General features: G+C 47.5%; 23 protein-coding genes and 1 other annotated feature. Of the genes, 12 read left to right on the top strand and 11 right to left on the bottom strand.

Annotated elements, in window-relative coordinates; all coding sequences use genetic code 11:
• Positions 1–5: 5 nt before the first annotated feature.
• Together NYE36_RS15375 and NYE36_RS15370 are read left to right on the top strand one after the other, a co-directional pair.
• Complete coding sequence (locus NYE36_RS15375) at positions 6–1,190, top strand: MFS transporter (RefSeq protein ID WP_265451427.1); 1,185 nt, start codon at positions 6–8, stop codon at positions 1,188–1,190.
• Between the two features lie 118 nt (positions 1,191–1,308).
• Positions 1,309–2,459, top strand: a protein-coding gene (locus NYE36_RS15370) for an IS3 family transposase (protein WP_222835235.1) whose coding sequence is annotated in 2 segments (ribosomal slippage) — positions 1,309–1,582 and positions 1,582–2,459 — 1,152 coding nt in all. Because the reading frame shifts where the segments join, the coding sequence is not laid out codon by codon here.
• A 61-nt stretch (positions 2,460–2,520) separates the two neighbouring features.
• On the opposite strand, the gene NYE36_RS15365 is transcribed toward NYE36_RS15370, so the two are convergent.
• A complete protein-coding gene (locus NYE36_RS15365) occupies positions 2,521–3,306 on the bottom strand; it encodes an STAS domain-containing protein (RefSeq protein WP_022553638.1) in 786 nt (261 codons plus the stop codon).
• A 388-nt stretch (positions 3,307–3,694) separates the two neighbouring features.
• Between NYE36_RS15365 and NYE36_RS15360 the strand changes: the two genes are divergently transcribed.
• The 4 genes from NYE36_RS15360 (at position 3,695) to NYE36_RS15345 (ending at position 7,857) form a co-directional block, all read left to right on the top strand.
• The gene (locus NYE36_RS15360; protein WP_015418038.1) at positions 3,695–4,030 is read left to right on the top strand and encodes a DUF4257 domain-containing protein; all 336 of its coding nucleotides are present in this window, start codon (positions 3,695–3,697) and stop codon (positions 4,028–4,030) included.
• Between the two features lie 102 nt (positions 4,031–4,132).
• Positions 4,133–4,346, top strand: a binding site (T-box leader).
• A 108-nt stretch (positions 4,347–4,454) separates the two neighbouring features.
• Positions 4,455–6,869: a leucine--tRNA ligase gene (gene leuS, locus NYE36_RS15355; protein ID WP_015240416.1), complete on the top strand. Its 2,415-nt coding sequence runs from the start codon at positions 4,455–4,457 to the stop codon at positions 6,867–6,869.
• A gap of 115 nt (positions 6,870–6,984) precedes the next feature.
• Positions 6,985–7,296 (top strand): rhodanese-like domain-containing protein, encoded by a 312-nt coding sequence (locus NYE36_RS15350; protein ID WP_003152299.1) that lies wholly within the window; start codon positions 6,985–6,987, stop codon positions 7,294–7,296.
• Positions 7,297–7,380: 84 nt separating this feature from the next.
• Positions 7,381–7,857, top strand: coding sequence for a GNAT family N-acetyltransferase (locus NYE36_RS15345; RefSeq protein ID WP_079891821.1), 477 nt, complete (start codon positions 7,381–7,383; stop codon positions 7,855–7,857).
• A gap of 36 nt (positions 7,858–7,893) precedes the next feature.
• On the opposite strand, the gene melA is transcribed toward NYE36_RS15345, so the two are convergent.
• Genes melA through NYE36_RS15320 form a run of 5 tightly spaced genes read right to left on the bottom strand, consistent with a single transcriptional unit; the run spans position 7,894 to position 13,288 of the window.
• The gene (gene melA, locus NYE36_RS15340) at positions 7,894–9,192 is read right to left on the bottom strand and encodes an alpha-galactosidase MelA (protein WP_060674854.1); all 1,299 of its coding nucleotides are present in this window, start codon (positions 9,190–9,192) and stop codon (positions 7,894–7,896) included.
• Between the two features lie 22 nt (positions 9,193–9,214).
• Positions 9,215–10,036: a carbohydrate ABC transporter permease gene (locus NYE36_RS15335; RefSeq protein ID WP_031378734.1), complete on the bottom strand. Its 822-nt coding sequence runs from the start codon at positions 10,034–10,036 to the stop codon at positions 9,215–9,217.
• Complete coding sequence (locus NYE36_RS15330) at positions 10,033–10,947, bottom strand: sugar ABC transporter permease (protein WP_265451108.1); 915 nt, start codon at positions 10,945–10,947, stop codon at positions 10,033–10,035. The genes NYE36_RS15335 and NYE36_RS15330 overlap by 4 nt, the downstream gene beginning before the upstream one ends.
• Entirely contained in the window at positions 10,944–12,221 is a 1,278-nt protein-coding gene (locus NYE36_RS15325; RefSeq protein WP_094032170.1) for an extracellular solute-binding protein, read from the bottom strand. The genes NYE36_RS15330 and NYE36_RS15325 overlap by 4 nt, the downstream gene beginning before the upstream one ends.
• A gap of 41 nt (positions 12,222–12,262) precedes the next feature.
• Complete coding sequence (locus NYE36_RS15320; protein WP_007408800.1) at positions 12,263–13,288, bottom strand: LacI family DNA-binding transcriptional regulator; 1,026 nt, start codon at positions 13,286–13,288, stop codon at positions 12,263–12,265.
• 200 nt (positions 13,289–13,488) lie between these two features.
• Between NYE36_RS15320 and NYE36_RS15315 the strand changes: the two genes are divergently transcribed.
• Positions 13,489–13,671, top strand: a complete 183-nt coding sequence (locus tag NYE36_RS15315) for a sporulation protein Cse60 (RefSeq protein WP_003152309.1) — start codon at positions 13,489–13,491, stop codon at positions 13,669–13,671.
• 35 nt (positions 13,672–13,706) lie between these two features.
• Here the strand turns inward: NYE36_RS15315 and NYE36_RS15310 are convergent, their stop codons facing one another.
• Together NYE36_RS15310 and NYE36_RS15305 are read right to left on the bottom strand one after the other, a co-directional pair.
• Entirely contained in the window at positions 13,707–15,242 is a 1,536-nt protein-coding gene (locus tag NYE36_RS15310; RefSeq protein WP_033574229.1) for a BCCT family transporter, read from the bottom strand.
• Between the two features lie 179 nt (positions 15,243–15,421).
• Positions 15,422–16,687 carry an NAD(P)/FAD-dependent oxidoreductase gene (locus NYE36_RS15305; RefSeq protein ID WP_007408798.1) on the bottom strand — a complete coding sequence of 422 codons (1,266 nt, stop codon included), beginning with the start codon at positions 16,685–16,687 and terminating at the stop codon, positions 15,422–15,424.
• Between the two features lie 207 nt (positions 16,688–16,894).
• On the opposite strand from NYE36_RS15305, the gene NYE36_RS15300 reads away from it, so the two are divergent.
• Positions 16,895–18,532, top strand: coding sequence for a polysaccharide biosynthesis protein (locus NYE36_RS15300; RefSeq protein WP_003152313.1), 1,638 nt, complete (start codon positions 16,895–16,897; stop codon positions 18,530–18,532).
• 56 nt (positions 18,533–18,588) lie between these two features.
• The gene (locus tag NYE36_RS15295; protein ID WP_007408795.1) at positions 18,589–19,308 is read left to right on the top strand and encodes a pseudouridine synthase; all 720 of its coding nucleotides are present in this window, start codon (positions 18,589–18,591) and stop codon (positions 19,306–19,308) included.
• A 127-nt stretch (positions 19,309–19,435) separates the two neighbouring features.
• On the opposite strand, the gene NYE36_RS15290 is transcribed toward NYE36_RS15295, so the two are convergent.
• Entirely contained in the window at positions 19,436–19,657 is a 222-nt protein-coding gene (locus NYE36_RS15290) for a DeoR family transcriptional regulator (protein ID WP_003152337.1), read from the bottom strand.
• A gap of 280 nt (positions 19,658–19,937) precedes the next feature.
• Between NYE36_RS15290 and NYE36_RS15285 the strand changes: the two genes are divergently transcribed.
• Both NYE36_RS15285 and NYE36_RS15280 read left to right on the top strand, forming a co-directional pair.
• Positions 19,938–20,642 carry an ABC transporter ATP-binding protein gene (locus NYE36_RS15285; protein WP_007408794.1) on the top strand — a complete coding sequence of 235 codons (705 nt, stop codon included), beginning with the start codon at positions 19,938–19,940 and terminating at the stop codon, positions 20,640–20,642.
• Entirely contained in the window at positions 20,639–21,799 is a 1,161-nt protein-coding gene (locus NYE36_RS15280) for an ABC transporter permease (RefSeq protein ID WP_265451109.1), read from the top strand. Before NYE36_RS15285 ends, NYE36_RS15280 begins: the two co-directional genes overlap by 4 nt.
• Before the next feature lie 33 nt (positions 21,800–21,832).
• Here the strand turns inward: NYE36_RS15280 and NYE36_RS15275 are convergent, their stop codons facing one another.
• The gene (locus tag NYE36_RS15275; protein WP_043021703.1) at positions 21,833–23,137 is read right to left on the bottom strand and encodes an NCS2 family permease; all 1,305 of its coding nucleotides are present in this window, start codon (positions 23,135–23,137) and stop codon (positions 21,833–21,835) included.
• A gap of 95 nt (positions 23,138–23,232) precedes the next feature.
• Between NYE36_RS15275 and pepV the strand changes: the two genes are divergently transcribed.
• The gene (gene pepV, locus NYE36_RS15270; protein ID WP_039063470.1) at positions 23,233–24,624 is read left to right on the top strand and encodes a dipeptidase PepV; all 1,392 of its coding nucleotides are present in this window, start codon (positions 23,233–23,235) and stop codon (positions 24,622–24,624) included.
• 37 nt (positions 24,625–24,661) lie between these two features.
• On the opposite strand, the gene cysK is transcribed toward pepV, so the two are convergent.
• Positions 24,662–25,633 (bottom strand): cysteine synthase A, encoded by a 972-nt coding sequence (cysK, locus tag NYE36_RS15265; RefSeq protein WP_094032173.1) that lies wholly within the window; start codon positions 25,631–25,633, stop codon positions 24,662–24,664.
• Between the last annotated feature and the right edge of the window lie 64 nt (positions 25,634–25,697).

The following is a 25,697-nucleotide window of genomic DNA, read 5'->3' as shown; positions in this document are numbered from 1 at the left end:
TCGGTATGCCGCGCGCTTTGAAGATATTAATCATCGGAATGTTTATCAATGTGACGGGCGCATCTTTTTTTTGGCCGCTGAATACGATCTATATTCATAATCATTTAGGGAAATCGCTGACTGTTGCGGGGGTTGTTCTGATGCTGAATTCCGGGGCCAGTGTGGCGGGGAATTTATGCGGCGGATTTTTGTTTGATAAAATCGGCGGATTCAAATCCATTATGCTGGGCATTATGATCACATTGGCAAGTCTTCTCGGACTCGTTCTGTTTCATCAATGGCCCGTTTATATTTGGCTGCTCATCATTGTCGGCTTCGGTTCCGGTATCGTGTTTCCGGCCAGTTACGCCATGGCGGGAGCGGTATGGAAAGAAGGCGGGCGGAGAGCTTTTAATGCGATTTATGTAGCTCAGAACGCAGGTGTCGCCGTGGGCTCGGCACTCGGCGGGATGGTTGCGGCGTACTCGTTTACGTACGTGTTTTTAGCCAATGCTATGCTGTATGTGCTGTTTTTCCTTATCGTATTTTTCGGGTTTCGAAATATCAAAACTCAGCATGCGAGCCAGGTTTCTGTTCTGGACTACGAGCCTGTCAGCAGCAGAACGAAATTTACGGCGCTTCTCATATTGAGCGGCGGGTATGTTCTCGGGTGGATCGCCTATTCGCAGTGGTCCACAACCGTTGCGTCACATACTCAAAGCATCGGTATGCCGCTTTCATTATACAGTGTGCTCTGGACCGTAAACGGAATATTAATTGTCGCCGGACAGCCTCTCATGGGAGCTGTTCTGAAAAAATGGTCCGGTGCGTTAAAAACGCAGATGGTCATCGGCTTTTGTATTTTTATCGTCTCGTTCGGCGTGCTTCTCAGCGCCAAGCAATTTCCGATGTACCTCACCGCAATGGTGATTTTAACCGTCGGAGAAATGCTTGTCTGGCCTGCCGTGCCTACCATTGCCAATCAGCTTGCGCCTAAGGGGAAAGAAGGATTTTACCAAGGATTCGTCAACAGTGCGGCGACGGGCGGCAGAATGATCGGGCCGCTCCTTGGCGGCGTGCTGGTTGATCAGTACGGAATGAGCGTGCTGCTGTGGATCCTGATGGTGCTTCTTGTTGTCAGCATCGCAGCGACGGTGCTGTACGACAAACGCCTGAAAACCGTTAATAAACAAAACGTCCAAGTACGATGACGACATAAAAAAATCCCGCTGTTTGGAACTGACCCCATAATATGAGACAAACAAAAAACACCTTCAAGTTTGAAAACGGACCGTTGTTATCCGAAATAAAACTTGGAGGTGTTTTTCTATGGGGACAAGAGTGAGTTATCCGGTTGAAGTCAAACAGAAGGCTGTAGGAATGAGATTGGCGGGCGTGCCTATGAAAGAGATCATGCAGGAATTGAATATCAAAAATAAGACTCAGGTTCAGACATGGGTTAGATGGCATAAGGCTGGGGATACCCACCGATTCGAACAGCCTGTTGGAAAGCAATATACTTATGGAAAGGGTCCGGAGTATTCTTCTGAATTAGAGAAACTCCAGGCAGAGAATCGTTATCTGAGACAACAGAATGAAGTGTTAAAAAAGTACAACGAATTGGAAAGGAAGCTGATAGGGAAACGACAATCAAACTGGTAGAAGAATTGCGCAAGACGATGACGGTACAGGACATCTGTGTCCATTTAGATATTTCACGCACTTCATATTATAGATGGAGAAAGAATCTGACTAAGAGTAATCCTAAAATACGACTGGAGAAACAAATCGGCACGTTGTGCCGAGAACACAAGTATCGATATGGATATCGAAAAATCACAGCCATACTAAAAAAGAGAATAAGTATTAATCATAAATCTGTTCAACGTATTATGCAGAAAAATCAATGGCAGTGTCGGGTTAAGATGAAAAAGCGTAAAAAAAGTGGGCAGCCATATTCTGTGGTCGATAATATATTGGATCGGAACTTTCAGTCTGATCGCCCTCTTGAAAAACTGGTAACGGACATCACATATTTGCCTTATGGACAGAAACAATTGTACCTTTCCAGTATATTGGATTTATACAATGGAGAAGTGATTGCTTTTACGATTGGAGATAAGCAGGACACAGACTTTGTCTTAGACACACTTGATCAGCTGCCAACACTTCCTGAAAACTGCGTGTTACATAGTGACCAAGGTTCTGTTTATACATCTTATGAGTATCAGAAAGCTGTTAAAACAAAAGGCATTACCATGAGCATGTCCCGCAAAGGGACGCCCGCTGATAATGCCTCCATCGAATCGTTTCATTCCTCACTAAAGTCTGAAACGTTCTATCTTAACAGCATTGATCGAACTACGACCGCCATCGTAGAACGCACTGCCATAGAATACATTCATTATTATAACAATATTCGTATTCAAACGAAACTAAACAGCCAATCGCCGATACAATATCGGCAATTGGCTGTATGAAGGTGTTTTGATCCCTGTCTCAAAAACGGGGGTCAGTCCCGTTTCGGCGGGATTTTTTTGTTTATACGACCGGAAGCACGTTGACCGCGTCCTTAACGTTTAAATACGTCTTTAATGAAGAAAAGCTGGCATCAAGCTGATTCATTCTCATGGCGAGGGAAGGCTTGATCCCGGTGATAATCAATTCCGTGCCGATTAATTTAAGCAGGTGGTGCAATTTGAAAATCCGGTCAGCGGTCTGTTCGTTTACCTCGGCCAGACCTGATAAGTCTATAATTAAGTAATCATCTTTAGATGCGGTTAATATGTCCGTCAAAGTTGTCACGATTGAATCAAATCGTTCTTCCGTTAAGTTTCCCACTAACGGCAAAGCGGAGATGCCGTTTCGGATCGGAACAATCGGCGTTGACAGCGTCGTGATTTCTGCGAGGGAATCCTCAAGGAGCTTTTCGTATTCTTTCTGCTCTGTGATGTCTTTTTGAAAACCGACAAAATAGAGCTTGTCTTCAACATACAGAGGATCAATGTTGAGTTCATTCCAAAATGGGGTGCCGTCTTTTTTGACATTTTTCAGCCGTACCGTGATCTTTTCTTTCTGGTTTAAGCTCTTTCTTATTTTCGCGACTTGTTGACGGTCGGTTTCTTTGCTTTGCAGAAATCTGCAGTTCTTACCTAATATCTCTTCGGAAGAGTAGCCTGTCATATCCATAAATCCCTGATTTGTATATATGATGGGATTGTCCTCAAGAGAGGGGTCTGTAATCACCACGCCGATGCGTGCGTGATCAAGCGCCTTTTTGATAAGCTCCAGCTGCTCCAGTTTTCCGAATACATTTGAGTCAGCCATGTAAAACCCCCTTTTGGCCGTAAAGCTGTGCGCTTTTTCAGCCATTGTTTCTCCCCTTTTTAAATGAATCTACAGTAACCGTAGCATAACATATGTTCTGATTCAAGCAGCCGGAGTTTGCAATTTGTCATTCGGGCTTGTCCTCATATACACTGAATATATAAGGGGAAGGCACATCATCGCTAAGTAAGTGACTAGGTCATTGTCACTGGATGAAAAATGAATCTAATGCATCAAGCTTACCGATCATGTGTTCACATATAATGGAAGAAACAAGCTTTTTACTTTCCTGCTCAATCGCCGGTATGTAGATATCGAAAATCATCGTATTCGTAAGGGGGCTGGATGGCCTGAAGTCGCTTTACTAAATAAGGGCTTTAGGAAGGTGATGAAGATGCTGCATCAGGTAATAATTGCTTGTGTAATTGGAGGAATCATGGGGGTTCTCGGTCATGTGAAAAAGAGAGGCAGGCTGGAGAAACCCAGAATGACAAAGCGGTTTATCTATCTCGGTTTTTTGGAAGATGGTTTTATCGGAATGGCTGCTTCCATCTTACTTGTCTTATCCGCTGACCCCGATTCAGGAATTCAACTCGTCATCTTATCCATAATCGCAGGCTACGGCGGAGAAGCTGTTCTCAGGAGCTTTGATTTTGTCAGAGAACAAAACAGTGATTCGGCCGAAGCAAAACCACACCAGCAAAAAAATCCTCCATCAAAATAATATCCCCGCTCATGACCCGTTCCGGGTACATTCCCATTGTATACAAACCTGCTTGCACTTATGAACAGAATTCTATAAAATACAGGTAAGATTACGGTAGCGATAAGAACAGTGAAGAGGAGCAGTAAGAAGCAGATTTTGCAATCAGAGAGTTGACGGCCGGTGCAAGTCAATCAAGTCTGTTTCCGAACTCGCCTCAGAGTTGCAGCGGCAAAACCGCTGACGCATAACTGCGTTAAAAGTATCAAGTGAGTGCGGCTCAAAACCGCGCTAACGAGGGTGGTACCGCGGGAAATAAAAATCTCTCGTCCCTTTTTGGGATGAGGGAGTTTTTTTAGTTTTAGAATAATCTGAATATAATCTTTCTCATCCCGTCAATACTTGGACTACATACGCCGTATTCAATCAGAAGGAGGTTTTTACGTTGAGTTTTCAGCATGAAAAAATAGAAAAGAAATGGCAGAATTACTGGTTGGATCATAAAACGTTCGCCGTCAGTGAAGAGAATGACAAGCCGAAGTTTTACGCGCTTGACATGTTCCCGTATCCTTCAGGAGCCGGCCTTCATGTCGGACATCCGGAAGGCTATACGGCAACCGATATCCTTTCGCGCATGAGACGCATGCAAGGATACAATGTGCTTCATCCGATGGGATGGGACGCGTTCGGGCTTCCTGCCGAGCAATACGCGCTTGACACGGGGAATGATCCGGCTGAGTTCACAAAACAAAATATAGATAATTTCCGCCGCCAGATCCAATCGCTCGGATTTTCATATGATTGGGATCGTGAAATCAATACGACTGATCCGGACTATTACAAATGGACGCAGTGGATCTTCACCAAGCTGTACGAAAAAGGGCTCGCTTACGTAGACGAAGTGCCGGTCAACTGGTGCCCGGCGCTCGGAACGGTGCTTGCGAACGAAGAAGTCATTGACGGCAAAAGCGAGCGGGGCGGCCATCCGGTTGAACGCCGCCCGATGAGACAATGGATGCTGAAAATCACCGCTTATGCGGACAGGCTTCTTGAAGATTTAGAAGACCTTGACTGGCCGGAAAGCATTAAAGACATGCAGCGCAACTGGATCGGACGCTCAGAAGGCGCAAACGTGCATTTCGCGATCGACGGCACTGATGACACGTTTACCGTGTTTACGACAAGACCGGACACGCTGTTCGGCGCGGCTTATGCCGTACTGGCTCCTGAGCATGAGCTTGTGGAGGCCATCACGACGCCTGAACAAAAAGAAGCGGTAGACGCTTATGTTAAAGAAGTTCAGGCGAAAAGTGACCTGGAACGGACGGATCTTGCGAAAACAAAAACGGGCGTCTTCACGGGCGCATATGCCGTAAACCCTGCAAACGGAGAAAAGCTGCCGATCTGGATAGCGGATTATGTCCTCGCCTCTTACGGAACGGGCGCTGTAATGGCCGTGCCGGCGCATGACGAACGTGATTTTGAATTCGCCAAAGTGTTCAGCCTGCCTGTCAAAGAAGTCGTAAAAGGCGGAAACACGGAAGAAGAAGCGTATACGGGAGACGGAGAGCATGTCAATTCCGGCTTTCTGAACGGACTGAATAAAGCGGAAGCGATTGAAAAAATGATCGCCTGGCTTGAAGAAACGAAAAACGGTGAGAAAAAAGTGACATATCGTCTGCGTGATTGGCTGTTCAGCCGCCAGCGCTATTGGGGCGAGCCGATTCCGGTTATTCATTGGGAAGACGGCACGTCAACAGCCGTTCCGGCGGAAGAGCTGCCGCTGATTCTGCCGAAAACCGATGAAATCAAACCGAGCGGAACAGGTGAATCACCGCTTGCCAACATTAAAGAGTGGGTGGAAGTCACTGATCCTGAAACGGGCAAAAAAGGCAGAAGAGAAACGAACACGATGCCGCAATGGGCGGGAAGCTGCTGGTATTTCCTCCGCTTTATCGACCCGAAAAATCCGGATCAGCTCGCTTCACCTGAGAAACTGGATAAATGGCTGCCCGTTGATATTTACATCGGAGGAGCGGAGCATGCCGTGCTTCACCTTCTGTACGCGCGTTTCTGGCATAAATTCCTCTATGATATCGGTGTCGTGCCGACGAAAGAACCGTTCCAAAAGCTGTATAACCAAGGAATGATTCTCGGGGAAAATAATGAAAAAATGAGTAAATCCCGCGGAAACGTCGTCAATCCGGATGAAATTGTGGCGTCTCACGGAGCAGATACGCTCCGCCTGTACGAAATGTTTATGGGGCCGCTTGATGCATCTATCGCCTGGTCTGAATCAGGTCTTGACGGAGCGCGCCGCTTCCTTGACCGCGTATGGCGTTTGTTTATCGAGGAAAACGGAGAGCTTACGGGCAAAGTGACAGAAGGCGCAGGCGAAACTCTTGAGCGCGTCTATCATGAAACGGTCATGAAAGTGACAGAAAACTTCGAAGCCCTTCGTTTTAACACGGGCATTTCTCAGCTGATGGTCTTCATTAATGAAGCTTACAAAGCGAATGAACTGCCGAGAGAATATATCGAAGGTTTTGTGAAGCTGCTTTCTCCTATTGCGCCGCATTTGGCGGAAGAACTGTGGGAAAAACTCGGCCACGAAGGTTCAATTGCATATGAGGCTTGGCCTGCCTATGACGAATCAAAACTGGTGGACGATGAAGTGGAAATCGTCGTCCAGCTGAACGGAAAAGTAAAAGCGAAATTAATGGTTCCGGCTGATGCTGATAAAGCAGCGTTAGAACAGCTCGCACAAGCTGACGAAAAAGTAAAAGAGCAGCTTGAAGGAAAAACGATCCGAAAAATCATTGCCGTACCGGGCAAGCTTGTCAATATCGTGGCAAACTGACCGGGCGAAGCCCCTCTCCTACAGAGAGGGGCTTTTTTATCAGCCTCTATCATAGAAATTGCACCGCGGGCTTTGGTATACTTAATACCATAAAGATGAATGGGAGTGTCACACATTGAAAATAAATGAAATCAGCACAGCCGCACTGGAAGAAAAATTAAAAGCGGGAGAAGAGCTGTATCTGATTGATGTCAGAGAAGACGAAGAAGTTGCCGAAGGAATGATTCCGGAGGCCGTTCACATCCGCATGGGGGACATCCCTGAGAAGATGGATGCGTTAGACAAGGACAAGGAATATGTATTTATCTGCCGTTCCGGAAAAAGAAGCATGAACGTTTGTATGTATTTACATGAGCAGGGCTTCCGTACGGTTAATGTTGAAGGCGGCATGCTGGAGTGGGAAGGCGAAACAAAGCCGAAGAAATAACGCTTTGAAGTGAAAGAAGAAAAGGGATGTGCGTCTTTTTCTTCTTTTTTTATAAAAAAACGGGAGGCGAATCAGGTGAAACCGATGATCCGCGCGATGAAAACAAACGATATCAAACAGGTCCGGCAAGTCGCAGAACGCAGCTGGCATCATACGTATGAAGGGATTATTCCCAGACACATTCAAGATCAGTTTCTCGAATCCGCCTATCAGGATGAGATGATGGAACGCCGGCTCTTGCATTCTCTGTTCTTTGTGGCAGAAGAAGAGGGGCGAGTGCTCGGTTTTGCAAATGCCACCCCGGTTCAAAAAGACGGAAATGCGGAGCTGACCGCCATCTATATTGACCCGGATTGCCAGGGAAACGGGATAGGCACGGCACTCCTTAAAGAATGCATCAGGCAGTCCGGCGGGGTAAAAAAGCTTTATGTCCATGCAGAAAAAGAGAACCGCATTGCCTTATCCTTTTATCAAGCGAAAGGGTTTCAATGGGTATGTGAATTTGAAGAAGACTTTAAAGGACACACTTTACAGACGGTCAAACTGGTACTGAACATATAAAAGCGTCCGGCCCGCCCAGGACCGGAACGCGAATGATCAGTGATAAGCCGGAAGCCGGTCTTTGTGCGCTTCAAATAAGTCATCGCACAAAGAGATGATGTCATTCATGGAAAGCTCGGCGCTCGTATGCGGATCAAGCATGGCCGCCTGATATACAGCTTCCTTTTTTAATGTAACGGCCGCTTCGATGGTTAAAAGCTGTGTGTTAATGTTTGTTCTGTTGAGCGCCGCGAGCTGCTCGGGAAGTTCGCCGGAATAGCACGGCATAATGTGGTTTTTGACGGCTGTGCAAGGCACTTCAACGACCGCTTTCGCCGGCAGATTCGGTATCAGCCCGGTATTCAGCACATTGCCGCCGAATGTGAACGGTTTGCCCGTCTCCATCGCTTCAATAATTCTCGAACCGTATTCTTTTGAGCGTTCATGCGTCAGGTTTTGGTTGTTGATGATGCTGTCTCTCATCGTTTCCCAATTGTTGATTTGTTCCGCGCATCTCCTCGGATATTCATCAAGCGGAATTTGGAGTTCATCTATCAGCCCAGGATACCGGCTTTTTATAAAATACGGGTGATATTCGGCATTATGCTCAGATGATTCCGTTACGTAGCAGCCGAATTTATCCATCAGCTCAAACCGCACCATGTCCTTATGTTTCGTCTTTTGTTTTTCGCGTGCCCGTCTTTTAATTTCAGGATATAAATCAATTCCGTCTTTTTTAATCTCCAAAAGCCAAGCCATATGGTTGATGCCGGCAATGCGTTCTTCCGTCCCTTCGTGATCCATGCCGAGTGAGTCAAACAGATCTTTGGTACATACCTGGACGCTGTGGCACAGGCCGACCGTTTTGACATTTGTATGTCTGAGCATCGCTCCGGTCAGAGAGGCCATCGGATTTGTATAATTTAACAGCCACGCATCCGGGCAGACCTCTTCCATGTCTTTTGCGATGTCAAATAAAACGGGTATGGTGCGAAGGGAACGGAAAATACCGCCTATTCCGACGGTATCGGCAATCGTCTGGCGGAGACCGTACCGCTTCGGGATGTCAAAGTCAATGACCGTCGCGGGTTTATAACCGCCGACCTGAATGGCATTTATCACATAGCCGGCGTGTGTAAGCGCCTGTTTTCGGTCATCGTAGGAGATGATGGATATACTCGTATTGTAGCGGTCTCTCATGTTTTCCAGCATGAGCTGGGATTCTTTCAGCCGTACAGCGTCAATATCATAAAGCGCGAATTCAAACCCGTTTAATGCTTCAGTCAGTAAGCAGTCCCCCAGTACATTTTTGGCGAAAATCGTGCTCCCCGCTCCGATAAACGTAATTTTCTTCAACAGAAATTCCTCCCTTTTCTTCTCAGCCTTTGACCGCCCCGGAGGACAGCCCTGAGATAAAATATTTTTGAAGCGCCAAAAACAATACGACCATCGGCAGCATCGCCATGATCGCGGCTGCGGCGACTAAGTGAAGATTGTTCGCGTTTTCGCCGAAAAATCCCGCCATGGCCACGGTCAATGTCTGCACCTTTTGATCTTGTAAAAAGAAAATAGCAAATTGGTAATCGTTCCAGATAAACACGCAGGAAATAATGCAGACCGTTGCGGTAATCGGTTTCAACAAAGGAAACACGATTGTATAAAAAGTCCTGATCAATCCCGCGCCGTCGATCCTGGCGGCTTCCTCAAGCTCTTTCGGAATGGAGGAGCGGATAAACCCTGAATATAAGAAAACGGTCAGCGGCATATATGCAGCCGTATTAATGAGAATGGCTGCGGCATGCGTATTGATCAGCCCCGCATCAGCGACCATCTTGTATAAAGGAACCATGGAAGTCAAAGGCGGGATGATCATGATTGAAATCAAAAGGCCGAAGACGATTTTGTTCAGCTTTGTATTTCTTCTAGCGAGCGGGTATGCGGCAAGCGAACCCATGAAAATTAACAAAGCGGCGGAAACGGCTGTAATGATGATCGTGTTCAGAAAGGATTGCCCGAGAGAGGCACGTTCCCATGCTTCACGAAAATTCTGAAATGAAAAGGCGGATGGCAGCGACCATTTTGAACTGTAGTCACCTTTTGCTTTTAATGACGTGGTCAGCAAAATATAAAAGGGGACAATATGAACGCACGAGATAACGGCTGCCAACAGCGTAAAAATCCGCATTCGGGCTGTTTTCATGACATTTCCGTCTCCTTTCGCTTGAAATACACGAGAGCCGAAAAGCTGATGACAAGAATCATGACGGACATAAACACGCCTTGGGCGGCGGCATATCCCGCATCCTGCCGTTTAAAATATAAATCATACATAAACGTTGACATCGATTGAGAGGAATTGCCCGGCCCGCCTGCGGTCAGCGCGAAAATGACATCAAACAGCTTCAGCCCGCCGATGATATTGATGACCATGTTGATGGTGACAGCCGGCATCAATAAAGGCAGGGTGATGGTGAAAAACGGCTGAAGACCTCCCGCGCCATCCATTTTTGCGGCTTCGTAATAATCTTTCGGAATGCTTTGCAGCCCCGCCAAATATACAATCATCGCAATGCCTGCGTATTGATACGTGTTAATCATGACGATAATCCACGGGTTTGCCGCAGGGCTTGCCAAGGCGTTGACAGGACCGATTCCCAGTGCGCCAAGCACATCATTCAGCGCACCCCCGTCATATGAGAAAATAAAATACCAAATGTATCCCATAATCAGCGGACTGATAATGACGGGCAAGTAGACGATCGTTCTTGTGAGCGCCTTCATTTTTAAGCTCTGATTCAAAAGCAGCGCATATAAAAGTCCAAGCATATTCTGAAAAAAAGTGCTTCCGATCCCGTAAAGCAAAGTGTTTTTCACAACAAGCCACGTGTCCGGATCTGTAAAAAGCCTTTTATATTGAGTAACCCCCACCCATTGATACGTCTGTGAGAAGCCGTTCCAGTTTGTAAATGTAATAAAAGCGCCTTTGACAAACGGAAAAATCATGAAAATAAAAACCGTGGCAAGAGCGGGGACGTACATCCACCATAGTGACGCCGGTTTTACCGGCTTTTGATGTTGAAATCCGTGGGTTTCTTTTGCAAGATCACTCATTCTTTTTCAGCTCCCCGTGAATCAGATTGAAGCCGGAGCCGCTTATATTCCCTGCCGAGTTTCGCTGAAATTTCAGCGGGGGTTAAGATATCGGCCATCAGCTCCTGCCCGGCTGTTCCCATCACATCCCACATTCCGTTCGGCAAATAAAGGCGGTCAAAATAAGGCTGCACCTTAATATGCTGATAGCGCTTATAGTCATTTGCGTAGAAAATGTCCGTTTGCACATTCACTAATCCGGCCGGAAGCGAGGTCGCTTCGGCAATTGATTTTGCATGCTCGGGTCGGGCCATAAATGCGATAAACTGTTTCGCTTCTTCAAGCCGCGGGGAATCCTTGAATGCCGCCAGCGTGTAACGTTCGCCTCCGATCCAAACCGGCGCGTCTCCCTTGTGGACGGCCGGGGTCGGTATGATGCCGACTTTTACCTTCGGATTGATTTGAGCGACGTCTTGGCCGAGAGTGCCGCCCTGCAGCGTAAAGGCGATTTTGTTTTGCGCCATCAGTTCAATGAGCTGGGACCGTTTTGCCGTCACGGCATCTATATTGAGCAGGTTTTCCTTTTGCATCTCTTTCAGTTTGTCAGATAAATAGGTGAAGTGTGTCCAGCGGAAGGTTCCGTTTAACAGTTGTTTTTTGTAACGGTGTGCGGGATCTGTGATGAGAAGCGGTGCGGCGAGTTGATCGTAATATTGGGCAAATGAGCTTTTCTCATAGCCGGCAAACCAGAAGGGGGTGACTGTTCCGCCGCTTTTTTCTTTAATCTGTCTCAATGCCTTCATAAAATCATCCATTGTTTCCGGCGGTTTTATTCCGTATTTTTCCAACAACGTACGATTGTAGGCCAGTCCGTCCTTTGCCTGATTCAGAGGGAAGGCGTATATTCTGCCTTTGGCGTCTTTGAGCATGCTGTTTAAATTCGGATCGAGCCGCTTCGTCCAAGACATGCCGCTGAGGTCGGCGGTATATTCTCCGTAGCGGATTTTGGCCCAGCCGTGTGTGTCGAAAAGATCGGGCATATCACCGGCCGCCATTCTGACCCTCATCATATTTTCGTAGTCATTGCCTGGGAAATGAACGTTTACTTGAATGTCCGGATGTTCTTTTTGGAATGAATCAGCCAACTTTCTGAATACGGAGCGTTCGCTGTCTGAGGATATGGTGGAATAGACTGTCAATGTTTTCTGCTTTTCTCCGGCGCCGCTCTGTTCTGCCGAGCAGCCGGGAAGTATCATGCAAGTAAAAGAAAGAAACAAAGCCAGTAAGCGTTTCATCTTTTCCTCCTTTAAATATGATATAAACGCTGCGGGACACGTCACCTCCTTTCTTGTGAGCCGCAGCTTTGTCTGACAATCAATGAAGTGGGGAGCGTCACGGCCAGCGGGACGGTTCTGCCGTTTAAACGGTCGAGAAGCAATTTGACACCCGTCCGGCCCATCTCTTCCGTGTATACTTTTACCGTTGATAACGGCGTGCTGGCGTATTCTGCCTCATCAATTCCGTTGAAGCTGACAACCGCCGTATCGCGCGGGACTTGAAGGCCGGCTTCCTGCAAGGCTTTTAAAGCGCCGACAGCCATCGAATCACTTGCGATAAAAAAGGCATCGGGGAGACTTCCGCCTTTGATGGCTTCATTCATCAGCCGGAACCCTTCGTGCATGCTGTATTCGCCGATCAGTACATGCTCCGGCTCGGCGCCGGCCATTTGTAAGAAAGCGGTCAGACGCTTATCCTCAATCGTTTTATTGCTGTTTACACCGTCTATGACGGTATGCTCCCGCTCCCGGCCGCCGATATAACCGAGCCGTTGGTAACCGAGCGACAGAAGATGTTCTATCGCCTTTTGCGCTGCGGCATAAAAATCCACGCTGACGGAATCGTAGCGGGCGGGATCGGGGGTGCCGTTAACAAATACCGCGTGCCTGAAAGCGGCGCTGATATTCGTAAGCGCCTCGTCTTGCAGGCTGCCGATGACGATGACGCCGTCCAGTTCGTGAAACATATGCTCTTGAAAAGAACCGAGATGGATAGAAGATGTGATAAAAATTTTTTGCCGAAAGCATTCTTCCTCAATGCCTTTTCGGATCGCCGAAAAATAAGGATCCTGCCGTTCTTCTTCCGGTGACAGGCAGCTGACAACGCCGATCAGGGGCGCTGAATCGCTGCGGCTGCGGTTCTTCCGTCTTTTTGCCGACGGCTGATAGCCCAGCTCATCGGCGATCCTCAGAACTTTTTCTCTTGTTTCATCAGTCACAGCCAAAGAGTCATCCTTATTCAAAATTCTCGATACTGTCGCGCTGGATACAGATGCCTGTAAGGCAATATCTTTGAGACGGACCATTTCGCATCTCCTTTTTACTAAATATTTACTAAACAGAAATGAACTGGTTATTGTTAAAATGATATTATCATACGATAGTAAGCGTTTTCAACAACTATTTTCGGTTACTTTTAGTAAAAATCAGTAAAAAAGAAAATCTGTTTTTCTCTATCATATTTCAATTGAACCGGAATAAATTGATAGAGAAAGGAGAGGGTGATGTGCTGAAGATAGCTGTTTTTGATGAGGAGCATGAAAAGGATCTGCAGACTGAAGTCAATACATTTTTAAAGGGGATTTCTGATGAACAGCTCGTTGATATTAAATATACGGTAGCGGCGGCCTGTGATCCTGAAGGTGAGCAGCTTTATTGTTTTTCCGCTCTCATTTTATACCGAAAATAAAGAAGCCCGGACGAAATGCCGGGCTTCGTTGTTCATTATGCTTTTTTGACGCGGGGACTTCTTGGTTTTTGGTATTTCTCCGCTTGTTTGATTCCTTTTCTCTCGCTCGCTAATGACTTGTACAGAGACACGATCATCAGAAGGATCACGACTGAAAACGGAACCGCGGCGAGAATGGCCGTGTTTTGCAGTGCGGCCAGACCGCCGGAATATAACAAAACCGCTGCCACGGCGGACTGGATGATGCCCCAGATGATTTTCACCCGGTTTGACGGGTCTAAAGAGCCGTAAGACGTTTGCATTCCAAGCACAAATGTCGCTGAATCCGCTGATGTGATAAAGAATACAGCGATCAGAACAAGCGTTAATACGGATGTCACCATTGTCAGCGGATAGTGGCTGAGTGCGCCGAACAGCATCGTATCCGTTGACATTCCCGCGACATTGAATACGCCTTTCTGCTGAAGATCCATCGCGGATACACCGAAGATCGCAAACCATAAGAAAGCCAATATACAAGGTGTCACCAATACCCCGATTAAAAATTCCCGGATTGTCCGGCCCCTTGATACACGGGCGATAAAAATGCCGACAAACGGCGACCAGGATATCCACCAGGCCCAATAGAAAATGGTCCAGCTGTTAATCCATTCGCGTTTTTGGGGATCATTCGGAGACAAGCGAAAGCTCATCTGCACGATATTTTGGATGTATTGGCCGATAGAATCGGTAAATGAGTTCATAATCAGCACCGTCGGGCCTGCAATGAGCATAAAGATCATTAAAATAGCCGCGAGCGCCATGTTGGTATTGCTTAAGTATTTAATCCCTTTGCCGATTCCGCTCCACGCAGAAATCAAAAATAACACGGTCACGACAGCGATCAGGATCAGCTGAACGGAAAATGTTTTCGGAATGCCGAATAAATAATGCAGACCGCCGTTGATCTGAGTCGCTCCGAGCCCTAAGCTTGTCGCCACACCGACAACGGTCGCAAACACGGCGATACAGTCAATCGCTTTGCCGATCGGCCCGTTTACTTTATCGCCCAAAAGCGGTGTCAGTGTGCTGCTGATCAAACCGGGCGCGTCTTTTCTGAATTGAAAATATGCGATACATAAAGCGACAACCGCATAGATGGCCCAAGCGTGCAGCCCCCAGTGGAAAAATGTGTACCGGAGCGCATCACGAAATGCTTGGGGCGTTTCTGTTTCACCTGAGGGAGAGCTGATGGCGTAATGGCTGATCGGTTCCGCAGCCCCGTAAAATACCAAACCGATTCCCATGCCTGCGCTGAAAAGCATGGCAAACCATGATAATAAGCCGAATTCCGGTTTTTCCCCGGGTTTTCCGAGTTTTATTGTGCCGATCGGACTTACAATGAGAAAGAGACAGAAACCGACAAATATAGAAACGACCAGCAGATAATACCAGCCGAAAGAATCCGTAATAAATTTTTGTGCCGTATCAGTGACTTGCTGCAGGCTGTCAGGAGAAATGGCCCCCCATAAAACCGCAGCGGCTGTGATGACAATCACAATCCAAAAAACACTGGAGATGTTCTTCTTCAAACGTTCTCACCCTCTGACTATTTTTTTCAATACGCCATTTTGTTTTAGTATGGTCGTACGATTGCAGATCAATCCTTTCTTCCTATTCCCTCAATCAGGTGAAACAAAACGCAGAAAACTCTATCATGTTTTTGGTCAATTATCAACGGGGACGCTCAGGTAAGTGCGCTTTAAACCATTTAGAGCGAGCGTGAGAAACGTCCTGCATTCAAACCGGCGAGACGCCCCGTAACAAAGGCTGAAGTGATATTGTAGCCCCCGGTATAGCCGTGAATATCGAGTATTTCTCCGCAAAAATATAAGCCTTCCATTTTTTTTGACGCCATCTGTTTCGGCTCAATTTCTTTTACGGAAACACCTCCGCCTGTGACAAACGCTTTGTCCAAAGAAAGCGTTCCGTCAGCGGCAACCGTAAATTGTTTGCAGTCTTTGACAAAAGCCCTGAATTGATCCTTCGGCAATTCCGTAAAGCTTGTCTGCGGATCAAGACCGTTCCGTTCCAGAAGAAAAAGCAGGTACCGTTCCTGCATCCACGGCTTCAGCGCATTTTTGAGCGCTTTTTTCGGTGCGTCTTTCAGTTCCTTGTGCATCTTTTGAAATAACTCTTCCTCGTTGATGCCTGGAAACAGATCGATGCGGAGTTTGACCTCTGGCTGCTTTTTCAGTTCTTTGACGACAAACTGGCTGCAGCGGAGAATGGCGGGGCCTGACAAGCCGAAATGGGTAAACAGCATGTCCATCACGTGTGTGACGATTGGTTTGCCTTTTTTATTCAGAACGCTGACGGCCGCGTTTCTAAGAGACAGCCCCTGAAGTGTTTTTTGTTTAATAAACGGTTCTGACGACGTAACCGGCACTTCCGTCGGAAAGAGTTCGGTCACGGTATGACCGGCCGCTTCCGCCCATGCATAGCCGTCTCCGGTGCTGCCGGTATGCGGGACTGATTTTCCGCCGACCGCGATAATGACGGCGTCTGCGTTAATGTGTTCGTCATTGTTTGTCGTAATGCCTGCTGTCCTGCCGTTCTCGTACCGCACTTCTTTGATTTTTTCATTTGTACGGATGGTGACATTCAGTTGTTTTAATCGGTTCAAAAGCGCATCGACAACGCTTTGTGCTTTGTCCGTCACCGGGAACATGCGCCCGTGGTCTTCTTCTTTCAGCTGAATGCCGAGTTTTTCAAAAAAGGCGATGATATCTTCATTATTAAATTCGGAAAACGCGCTGTATAAAAAGCGGCCGTTGCCGGGGATGTGTTTGATGATTTCTTCAACGGGGAGGCGGTTGGTCACGTTGCAGCGCCCGCCGCCGGAAATCGCCAGCTTCCGTCCCAGCTTGTTTCCTTTATCGATTAATAATACGTCCGCGCCTTCTTCGCCTGCCGCAATCGCAGCCATTAAACCGGACGGGCCGCCGCCGATCACAATCACGTCATAATGTTTCATCTTTCATCAACAACTTTCTTTTTCACGTATAATAGGCGGAAATGTCCGCTTTCTGCTATTATAGCGAAAGAAAGGGAATCCTTAAACGTATTTTGTTTTTTAAAGAGTTTTCCCAAAAAGTTTCCCGCTGTAATTATTACCGTCTAATTGCCCAGTTGTGTTAAAATAGAAAAGTTGAATCTTCGTAGAAAATGGTGATGAGGAAACATGTCAAGCAAATTGTTAAGGGGCACGTTCGTGCTGACGCTCGGCACCTATATATCGCGGATTTTAGGGATGATTTATCTGATCCCGTTCGGAGCGATGGTCGGAGCGACGGGCGGAGCTTTGTTTCAATACGGATATAATCAATATACACTGTTTTTAAACATTGCCACGATGGGATTTCCCGCCGCGGTTTCAAAATTTGTCTCGAAATATAATTCCAAGGGAGACTATGAGACAAGCAGGCGGATGCTGAGAGCGGGAATGTCGGTTATGCTCGTAACCGGGATGATCGCTTTTTCAATTCTTTATATTTCGGCGCCGTTTTTTGCGGAAACATCTCTCGGCGGCACGAGTAACAACGGACTTACGATTGACCACGTCGTTTATGTCATCCGGATGGTGAGTCTGGCACTTTTGGTCGTGCCGATTATGAGTCTTGTGCGCGGTTTTTTCCAAGGTCATCAGATGATGGGGCCGACAGCCGTTTCACAGGTTGTGGAGCAGCTTGCCCGGATCATCTTTTTATTGGGCGCCACGTATTTGATTTTAAGAGTGATCAACGGCGGCCTTGTCATCGCAGTCGGATACGCGACTTTCGCGGCGCTGATCGGATCATTCGGAGGGCTTGTCGTCCTTTATATTTACTGGAATAAGCGGAAGGGCGATCTTCTGGCGATGAAGCCGAATCTCGTCCCGTCTGCGAACTTAAGTTATAAAAAAATGTTCATTGAGCTTTTCAGTTATGCCGCTCCTTACGTATTTGTCGGACTGGCGATTCCTTTGTATTCTTATATCGATACGAATACGTTTAATAAAGCGATGATTGCGGCAGGCCATAAGGATATCAGCCAGGACATGCTTGCGATTGTCACTCTTTATGTGCCGAAGCTTGTCATGATCCCGGTTTCTCTGGCGACCGCTTTCGGTCTGACGCTGATTCCGACGATTACTGAATCGTTTACGAGCAGGAATTATAAGCTTTTGAACCAGCAGATTAACCAGACGATGCAAATCATTCTGTTTTTGGTTATTCCCGCAGTTGTCGGGATGTCCGTGTTATCGGGTCCGGCCTATACGTTCTTCTACGGCTCTGAAAGTCTTCGCCCGGATATCGGACAGGATATATTGTTCTGGTACGCGCCTGTCGCGATTCTGTTTTCTCTGTTTACCGTAAACGCCGCGATCCTGCAAGGGATTAATAAGCAGAAATTTGCTGTCGTGAGCCTTTTCATCGGCGTTATTATAAAAGTGGTGCTGAACGTGCCGCTGATCAAGCTGTTTCAGGGAGACGGAGCCATCTTGGCAACGGCGCTCGGTTATATCGCTTCTCTTCTGTACGGTTTTATTATGATTAAGCGCCATGCGGGCTATTCGTATACGGTACTTATAAAACGGGTCATTTTAATCGCAGTCCTGTCCGTCGTGATGGGAGTCGCGGTCAAGCTGACTCAATGGCTGCTCAGTTTCTTTGTAACATACCAAAGCGGCCAGGTGCATGCGGCGATTGTCGTCTTTGTCTGCGCCGCTGTCGGCGGTGCGGTGTACATGTTTGCCGCGTACCGAATCGGATTTTTACAGAAAATGTTTGGAAACCGTCTGCCCCGTGTTTTGAGGAGAGGCAGGCATTCCGCCCATTGAGAAATAATGAATAGTCCGCTTATCGCGGGCTTTTCTTTTTAAAGGAGAGGATCAGGATGAGACTTGATAAACTGCTTGCCAACAGCGGATTCGGCTCAAGAAAAGATGTGAAAAAAATCGTCAAGGCCGGGGCTGTCATGATTGACGGAGAGCCGGCGAAAGATGTGAAAACCCATGTCGATCCGGAAAAACAGGACATCACGGTATACGGAGAGCCGGCAGACTATCGTGAATTTATTTATGTCATGATGAATAAGCCGCAAGGAGTCCTGTCCGCTACCGAAGACAGCCGCCAGCAAACGGTGGTTGATCTGCTGACGCCTGAAGAACAGCGATTTGAACCGTTTCCGGCGGGACGTCTTGATAAGGATACGGAAGGCTTTTTGCTTCTGACCAATGACGGGCAGCTCGCTCATCGCCTGCTTTCTCCGAAAAAGCATGTGCCTAAAACATATGAGGTCCGGTTAACTTCACCTCTGTCACCGGAAGACATCGTTCATCTGGAAAGAGGCGTCGTCATTGAAGGAGGCTATAAAACGAAGCCGGCAGCCGTTGAAATCATTACAGAAAGCCCAGATGAAACGGTGATTCATTTGACCATTACAGAAGGCAAATATCATCAGGTGAAGCTGATGGCAAAGGCTGTCGGAAATGAAGTGGCTTATTTGAAGCGGCTTTCGATGGGGGCTGTTTCTCTTGACCCGGATCTTAAACCGGGAGAATTCCGCGAGCTGACTGAAGAAGAGCTCGAAACGCTGAGAGGCGCTGAAGTGTAATCGATATCAGAAAAGCCCAAAACAGATTTGTTTTGGGCTTTTTATATAGAGGAACAAAAAACAAGGCAAAGACGCTGCTTTGCCTTGCAGCATGTCAGGCCGAAAAGGGCCTTATGTAATTGTTCGCTTAAGATGTAATTTTCACTTTTTTTCGTGTTGTCTCCCACTTGCCTCGGCTAGGACTATGAACAAGATCATTGTATGCTAACACATTTAAGTCTCGCTGAATGGTTCTAGGTGTAATGCCGAATTCATCAACCAGTTCCTGTGTTGTCACAAGGCCTTTTTCCTGGATGAACATGTAAACTGATTTAATCCGAGTCAGCATACGATTTGTTGAAGGTTTCAAAAAACCACTCCCTATCATAAGATCGGATGGACTTGATATACCACAACTTTCGACTCTAAAACTTCGTACGAATAAGCAACAAAGGATGACATTCTGTTTTTTCTCTTTTAACTGCCTCCATTATACACGATATGGACAACATGAATCTAGGAATAAGCGCAGATAATTTTTTCCAAATGGGTGCCGCCTTGGTGCATTACTATGCCCGGTCCGCTTTTAATATTATGGAAACTGAAACTTTTTTTATACATGTCCGTATGAAAACGGGGGAGTGAGAAGTTTGGGAGAATTATTGAATGCAAACATTGTCTGCGCCGGTTATGCTGACAGGCCGAAGGTGATTTCTGATGTATCTCTGTCAGTCAATGCGGGTGAAATTGCCGGTTTAATCGGAGCGAACGGCGCGGGGAAAAGCACAGTGATAAAGGCGGTTCTCGGGCTGTCCCGGGATATAGAAGGCGGTATTGAGTGGAATGATTCATCTTATGCTTACATACCGGAGCGTCCGAGTTTTTATGATGAACTGACGCTTTGGGAGCATCTCGAGCTGACCGGGTCATTGCGGGGCATGGAAGGGGAAGAGTGCCGTGAGCGGGCAGGGCGGCTGCTTGAAGAGTTTTCGCTGACGTCTGTAAAACATGATTTGCCTTCCGGTTTTTCAAAAGGGATGCAGCAAAAATTGATGCTCATACAGGCATTTTTGGCGAAGCCGGATATTTACATCATTGATGAGCCTTTTATCGGACTTGATCCGATCTCAACGAAGCTGTTTACCGACATGCTGATTGCTGAGAAAGAAAGGGGCGCGGGGATTTTGATGTGCACTCATGTTCTGGATACGGCGGAAAAAATCTGCGACCGGTTTTATTTGCTGGATCAGGGCGCTCTGCTTCTTCAAGGCACGTTAGAGGAGCTTCAGGAAAAAACGGGGAGCCGTTCACTGCTGGATTGCTTTTATTCAGCGGTTCGGAGCAGTCAGCGATGACCGGGCGGGCTTTGTTTTTTCAAAGGCTGTTTCATTATTGGCGGTATCAATGGAAGGTGTTTCAGACGGTCATTGATTGGACGGTCGCGCTGTATATCGTTCTTCCCGCTGCCGCATTTGCCGTTTATCAATATGCTGAATGGCTGAACGGCAGGGGGCTTCTTAATGGAGCGGCAGGAGTATTAGGATGGGGCTGGCTGTATGTATTCAGTGCCCTGCTGTTGTGCACGGGTTTTATTCATACCTTTTTGCTGGAAGCGGATCACGTATTTTTGGTGCATGCAAAACATCTGATGCAAAAGCTGAAACGGTACGCGCTTTTGTATTCGATGTTCCTTTCCCTTATCAAATGGGGTGCGCTTGCCGTATTGTTATTTCCCTTATGGCGCCAATACGGTGACTGCACCTTACCGGCATATTCAGGTATGTTTTGCTGTCTGTTCGGCTTCCATACCGCAATATTAGCGGTGCACCGGCACAGAAAAAACAGCAGGCGGACATTCGGGAATCAGGCGGCAGGCTGGCTGAAAGTGATGGTTCTGATGGCGGGTGCGTTTTTTATGATCGTCTTTGCCGCCGAATGGTATTGGCTTTGGCCGGCGGGATGTATATTGTTCATCTGTTCCGCTCTTTTGACTTGGAAAGAGACGGAGACATTATCAGCCTTTGAGGAAGAAGTGCTTGAGGAGAACAGGCGCAAGCTTTCATTCGCGGCCTCTGTTTTGATGCTCAGCCATGATGTGCAGCTCCCGAATGGTAAACATAAAGGGCGGAGCAAGCCGTTTTTATATCCCGGCTCAAAGCACATCTTTACAAAACGGTCGGCGTATACGGCGTGGAAAGAATTGTTCTTTAAAGTGCTGATCCGAAACGGCGGGTATCTCCGGCAGCTTTACCTTTTAACCGCGGCTTTTACGGCTCTTATTCTCGTTCTTCCGCTCTTAGTGAAGCCGGCAGTCCTCATTTTGTTTGCGATCGTCAGCCGCTATGCCGCGTCACTTTTATTTGACCGGATCACGGATAAACCGGTTTTAAGCGGTATCAAGAGAGACAGTGATGACTATTTCAGGGCGCGAAACAGCGCATTAACCGTCATCCAAGTCATCTGTTCCGCCTGGTGTCTCATTGCCGCGATTCTTTCCGTTCTTTATATGTGAAAATCCCTTTCCGAAAAAGGAAAGGGATTTTTCTTAATGTCCGTTCAAAATAAAAAGCTGAATAAAAAACAGCACGGCGAAGATGATGACTAAAGGATGGATTTCGCGCCATTTTTTCTTAGCTGCTTTAACAAGCGGATATGAAATGAAGCCGAGTGCGATTCCGGTTGAAATACTGGACGTTAAAGGCATCGCCAAAATGACGAGAAAGGCCGGGAACGCTTCATCAAGCTCATTCCAGCGGATATTCGACACAGCACCCATCATCAGGCTGCCGACAATAATCAGAGCCGGTGACGTAATCGCTGACACTTCCGATAAGACGCTGACAAGCGGGCTGAAAAACATGGAAACGGCAAACATAACCGCAATCGTCAGCGCCGTCAGACCCGTTCTTCCGCCGGCCGCCACACCTGCTGAAGATTCAACGAACGCGGTCGTCGGGCTGGTGCCGAAGATGCTTCCCACCGTCGTAGCGGTCGAATCAGCCAAAAGCGCTCTTCTGGCATTCGGCAGCTGATTGTTTTTGATCAGTCCCGCTTGTTCGGCGACACCGATCATGGTGCCGGTCGTGTCAAAAATCGTAACGAGAAGAAAAGAAAACACAACGGCGTACAGACCGTGATGCACGACATCCCCGAGGGCTCCGAACGGATTTGTGATCAAAAGCCCCTCCGGCAGGCGCGGGAAGGACATGAATCCTTTCGCGAAATGGATCTGTCCGGTCAAAAAGGCAATGATAGCGGTCAGCGCCATTCCGATGAACAGAGCCCCGTTAACATTCAGCACCATCAGTACAATACTGATGATAAGTCCGATAAGCGTTAAAATGACGGCGGGCGAATGAAGATCGCCGAGTGCGACCAGATTAGATTTATCAGCCGTGATGATTCCGGATTGGCGTAAGCCGATAAAAGCGATAAATAAGCCGATGCCGGTCGTAATTCCGTATTTTAAATTGTCCGGAATCGCTTCTATAAGTTGTTTTCTTAAAGGCGTTAACGATAAAATAATAAAGATGACTCCCGCAATAAAAACGGCGCTGAAAGCCGTCTGATACGTAATGCCGCTGCCTGTGCCGACAACGTGAAAGGCGAGATACGCGTTTAAGCCCATGCCGGGGGCAATGGCGATCGGAAAATTCGCAGCGAGAGCCATCCATAAAGTTCCGACAATGGAAGCGATAATCGTCGCGGTGAACACCTGGTCAAACGGAATTCCCGCATTGGAAAGGATCACCGGATTGACGACAATGATATACACCATTGTGAAAAAGGTGGTCAATCCCGCGGTAATTTCTCTTTTTATTGTCGTTTGATGCTTGTCGAGATGAAACATAAGTACCTCCAATGACGAACATTTTTTCAAAACATCATCTATATTATTCGTTTTATCGACATTTTGCAAGTCTTTATCAAGAAAGGGGATTTGTGATGAACTGGGAAGTTGAAGTCATCAGAAACAAAGAAGATCTGATCCGTGACACGCAGAAGTTTTTGCAGATCAACAGCGTAATGGACGAATCAACAGCCGGTCCCGGCCGGCCGTTTGGAGAAGGCGTCAATGCCAGCCTGACGTCACTGCTGGAATTCGGTGAAAAAGAAGGCTTCACCGTAAAGAATCTTGATGGCTATGCGGGCCATATTGAATGGGGAACGGGTGACGAAATCGTCGGCGTTTTGTGCCACGTCGATGTCGTTCCGCCCGGAGACGGCTGGACGAGCGATCCGTTTTCAGCCGATATCAGGGACGGCCGGATATATGCCAGAGGCGCCATAGATGATAAAGGGCCGACAATGGCGGCGTTTTATGCGCTGAAAATCGTCAAAGACATGCAGCTCCCTTTATCCAAACGCGTGAGAATCATCATCGGAACGGATGAAGAAAGTGATTGGAGATGCGTGGATCACTACTTCAAACACGAAAAAATGCCTGACATCGGCTTTGCTCCTGACGCGGATTTTCCGATCATTAACGCGGAAAAAGGAATTATAGATGCATCACTGCGCATTGTAAAAAGCGCTTCTGACAAAGACGCAAAAAATGGGCTTCTGTCATTCCGTTCAGGACTGCGCTTGAACATGGTGCCGGATGCGGCTGAAGCGGTTATTGAAGGGGACGGTCTTGATGCCGTGCACGCATATTTCAGCAAATGGCTTGAGCAGTCAAAAACACAGGGTGAAGCAGTTTCGGAAAATGGAAAACTGACGCTTCGGGTATACGGAAAATCATGCCACGCGATGGAACCGGATAATGGTGTCAATGCCGGCTTAAAGCTTGCTGAATGCCTTAACGGAACAGAGCTGGATGAAGCCGGAAAGCACTTTGTCAAAACCGTCAGTGACTATTTTTTAAATGATACACGAGGCAAAAAACTGAAAATTGATTGCAGGGATGACATCAGCGGAGAGCTTACATTGAATGTCGGCACCTTTACATACAGAAAGGGTGAGGAAGGAGAACTCGGCATCAACATCCGTTATCCCGTCACTTCAGACAGCAAAGTCATCCGTGATGCTTTTACGTCTGCTGAAGAATTCCGGCTTGAAGAATTTAAAGACAGCAAACCGCACCACGTTTCTGCCGATCATCCGCTCGTAAAGACGCTTCAAAAGGTTTACGAAGGACAGACGGGAAAGAAAGCGGATCTGATTTCAATCGGCGGAGGAACATATGCGAGATCCCTTTCGGCGGGCGTCGCGTTCGGGCCGCTGTTCCCCGGCCGGCCTGACAGCGCGCATCAAAAAGATGAGTACATCGAAATCGATGACCTTCTCAGGTCAACGGCTTTATATGCCGAAGCCATTTATGAGCTTGCCAAGTGATAATAAAAAGGGACGCCGAAAGCGGCATCCCTTTTTATCATTCAAATGACCATAAATCCGTTGATAAATAACGTTCTCCCGTATCGGCCGTCATACAGATGACGATCTGTTCGGAAGGGAGGCGTTTTGCGGTTTCAATGGCGGCGAAGCAGGCGGCGCCTGAAGACGGGCCGACGAGTATACCTTCTTCCCGGGCCAGACGACGTGTTGTCGTATACGCATCTTCATCAGATATTTTCATGATTTCATCGTAAATGTCCTGATTCAGTATGCCGGGAATAAATCCGGGGCTTGTCCCGACAAGCTTATGAGCGCCGGGTTTTCCGCCAGACAGGACGGGAGATCCCGCGGGCTCGGCGACATGAACAATCATATCCGGGAAAAGCTCCTTCAGCGTTTCTCCGGTTCCGGTAATGGTCCCGCCCGTTCCCGCCGTTGCCACAAAAGCACCGAGCGGTCTGTTGAGCTGCTGAACGGCCTGATAGATTTCAATGGCGGTTGTTTTTCGGTGGGCATCTGGATTTGCGCCGTTATCGAATTGCATCGGGATAAAACTTCCCGGAATCTGTTCGGCGAGTTCTTTCGCTTTTTTGATGCTGCCGGGCATTCTTTCCGCCCCCGGTGTTAACACAACCTCCGCGCCGTACGCTTTCAGGAGGTTGATGCGTTCTTTCGTCATCGTGTCAGGCATGACGAGGATTGCCTTGTAGCCGCGCGCCGCCGCGTTCATCGCCAGGCCGATGCCTGTGTTGCCGCTTGTCGGTTCGATGATGACAGAGCCGGGTTTTAAATGCCCGCTGTTTTCCGCCTCAATGATCATATTGTAAGCCGCTCTGTCTTTGACACTGCCGCTCGGGTTAAACGATTCTAATTTTAAATAGACCTGTGCTGCATGTTCTGGCTGAAGACGATTGAGCTTTACGATCGGTGTGCCGCCGATCAGCTCCGCCGTGCTGTTTACGATTTTCAAGGCCGGCTCATTCCTTTCTGTATAAAACGTTCGGTACATAATATCCTATCATAATGAGCGGACAGGGTTCTCCTCTCCGCTTATCCGTTTTATAATAACACTA

The organism is Bacillus sp. FSL R5-0593 (assembly GCF_038603755.1).
GTDB lineage: Bacteria > Bacillota > Bacilli > Bacillales > Bacillaceae > Bacillus > Bacillus velezensis.
The sequence above is the reverse complement of the archived record's forward strand: the minus strand, read 5'-3'. Positions and strand labels throughout refer to the sequence as shown.